We start from the raw sequence: 2,398 nt of genomic DNA on the forward strand, positions 1-2,398 counted from the left end.
GAGGTAGCCCCACCACCCGTGCCCTGCGGCCCGCCCGCATCCACGCCTCGTACGCGCCGCCCGCCACGGCTGCCGGCCTTCGCCGACATCGGCCACATCGCCGGCTACCGGATGCCGCGGATGAGCTTGTCCAAGGCTTCATCGGCATCGTCCGCGAGGAGCTCGGCGGAGTCCATGCCGGCGTAGAGTGCCCCGCTCTCAGCCATCCCGAGGTAGTGGTTGCCACGGAAAGCGTGGCCGACAGGGTAGAGGGAGGTTCCCACTTCCTCGCTCAGCACCTCGAAGATCTCGAAGTCCCACCTGGCGACGAGGGGGTCTAGCCGGAAGGGCGACCGGGCCATGGTCCTGCCCGGCCCCTGCTGCCTGATGTCCAGCCCGCCGAACTCAGTGAGGAACCGCCGGGCGGCTTCGTGCATCTTGAAGCCCTCGTCGCTTTCGCGCAGCACTCGCTTCCAGTCTGCCGTGGGTACGGTGCGGCCCGGAAGCCAGCCGGACGTGCGCAGTATCCAGTCGGCCTCCCGGGACCAGCGCATCCCCGGCTCCGCCTTGGCTCCCCAGGAAGTGGAGTCCCCTGGAATCACCGGCTGGTCCCCGGCCTGGACGAAGGGAAGCGGGGCTTCCGTGTGCCGCTCCACGACAAGCTTCTCCAGCGCCAGGATGCCGGTTTCAGCGAGTAGTTCGGCACCGTCTTCGCCAGAGCCGATGTAGACGGTCCCGTTCTCGGCCATCCCCAGGAGGCTTCCGCCACCGTCGGCATGGCCGAGGGGATACAGGCTGGTCCCCGCGCCCTGGCTTAAGAGAGCGAAGGCTTCGGCCGCCGCTGTGGCGACGAGCGGATCGAGGCGGAACGCCGACTGAGGCATGATCGGCCCCGGAGTCCACTCGTCGGTCGACAGGCCGCCGAATTCAGCGAGGAACTCCCGTGCCGCGTCATGCATACCGACGGCCAGGTCTGTCCGGACGGATTCCTCCCAGCGCGTGACCGGCACCGATCGGTCCGGGAACCAGCCCGCCGACCGCATGACGCGAAGCGTCAGCTCGGACCATCCCGCTCGGCTGCGAACGCGTGGCGGGGACCACGGAGAACGGAAGCGACCTTTGGTACTCCGGCAGAGCACTTCGCGGGCAACGTGCAGTTCATCGCCGCGCCCGACGGAACACCTCTGTGGTCTCCGACGTCGAACCGGGCAGCGTCCACGACCTCACCGCCGCCCGCATCCACGCCCTGCCCGCGCTCTACCCCGCAGCCCGCGACGGCCTGCCGACCCTCGCCGACGCCGGCTACACCGGTGCGGGCCTCCGTATCCACACGCACCTCCGCCCACACCCCGACATCCCCTCCCCACTCGCTGCGGACCACCGCACCCACAACCAGCTCCTACGCGACACGCGCGGCCTCGGCGAACGCGCCGCCGCCGAACTCAAGCAACGCTGGCGCGCACTCCAGCACATCGCCCTCAGCCCCAGCAGAATCGGAGCCATCACCAAAGCCGCACTCGTCCTCAACAGCTCATGGAAGTGAGCGCCGTTGAGAAAACCTCATTACTGATGAATGCATCACGTCTGCGTTGCGACTGCAAGCGGCGCCCGGTGTAGTCGGTATATGCGTCCGAGTTCATTCTAGGACTCTTTGGGCCCACCCTCAAGGGTGGTGCGGCCCCTCAAGTGCTCGTCCGCAGTTTCGCGGACCTGGTCCCAGGAATCGCGACGAAGAACCTCCAAGGTCTCCATGGACGTGTTCTTATGCTGCGCTACGCGATGCCTGATGGGCTCGTACTCATCTCGAGCCAGGCGGTCGAGGATTTCTGGTGTCAGCTTTTTCTTCATCGCCACCAAAGATCGCACGCGCGAGTCCGGGTCCCTGCTGAGGATGTCCAGCACTGATAGAGGGAGAGTCTTGTTCATGGCGATTGCTGCCCGTTCCGCCGCGAACCCATTAATCAAATCTATCCAGATCTGTTCCGGTGCTTCTTCGGTGATAGCCTTTCGGTGTTCGCGGGGATCGTCGCTTGCGGAAAGGTGTAGGAATTCTTCGATTGATTCAATCATTTAGATACCCCTCAATTTGCTCTTGGGTATGAATTTGCCGGTCTCGCCTTTCCATTTATTTAGCATGTAGTCTCCGAATTTATCGGCATCTGCAATCCAGTTCAATCCTTTACTGGTTTCCTCGTACACCTTGAACGCTGATTGACCATGTCCGGTGATGTCCGGAGTCCACCAACTTCCATCCGACGCGCTCTTGTAGAAGGTTGTCTTGAATGGCCCACCTTTCATCATTTTTGTCGACCCCTCTTTGGTTAGCTCCCAGGGCTTTCTATTGGGAATCTCGGCTGAGTGTGCTGCGAGCCCGAGGGGGTCGGTCCAGGTGTGGGGGTTGTGGGGGTAGGTGTGTGGG

4 protein-coding genes are annotated in these 2,398 nt (G+C 63.7%); 1 reads left to right on the forward strand and 3 read right to left on the reverse strand.

Annotated features, from left to right (window positions below; translation table 11 throughout):
• Window positions 1-104 precede the first annotated feature (104 nt).
• On the reverse strand, window positions 105-1,118 hold the full coding sequence (locus E0D90_RS25055) for an SUKH-3 domain-containing protein (RefSeq protein ID WP_227870494.1): 1,014 nt from the start codon (window positions 1,116-1,118) through the stop codon (window positions 105-107).
• Here E0D90_RS25055 and E0D90_RS25060 point away from each other — a divergent pair.
• On the forward strand, window positions 1,067-1,522 hold the full coding sequence (locus E0D90_RS25060; protein WP_369008444.1) for a transposase family protein: 456 nt from the start codon (window positions 1,067-1,069) through the stop codon (window positions 1,520-1,522). The two genes, E0D90_RS25055 and E0D90_RS25060, sit on opposite strands and share 52 nt — an antisense overlap.
• A 98-nt stretch (window positions 1,523-1,620) precedes the next feature.
• On the opposite strand, the gene E0D90_RS25065 is transcribed toward E0D90_RS25060, so the two are convergent.
• Window positions 1,621-2,049: a hypothetical protein gene (locus E0D90_RS25065; RefSeq protein ID WP_130800210.1), complete on the reverse strand. Its 429-nt coding sequence runs from the start codon at window positions 2,047-2,049 to the stop codon at window positions 1,621-1,623.
• Window positions 2,050-2,398: hypothetical protein (locus E0D90_RS26875; protein ID WP_157996949.1), on the reverse strand; the 349-nt coding region annotated here is incomplete at its 5' end. It abuts the gene before it with no gap.

The sequence above is a fragment of the Streptomyces otsuchiensis genome (genome assembly GCF_004305975.1).
Classification (GTDB): domain Bacteria; phylum Actinomycetota; class Actinomycetes; order Streptomycetales; family Streptomycetaceae; genus Streptomyces; species Streptomyces otsuchiensis.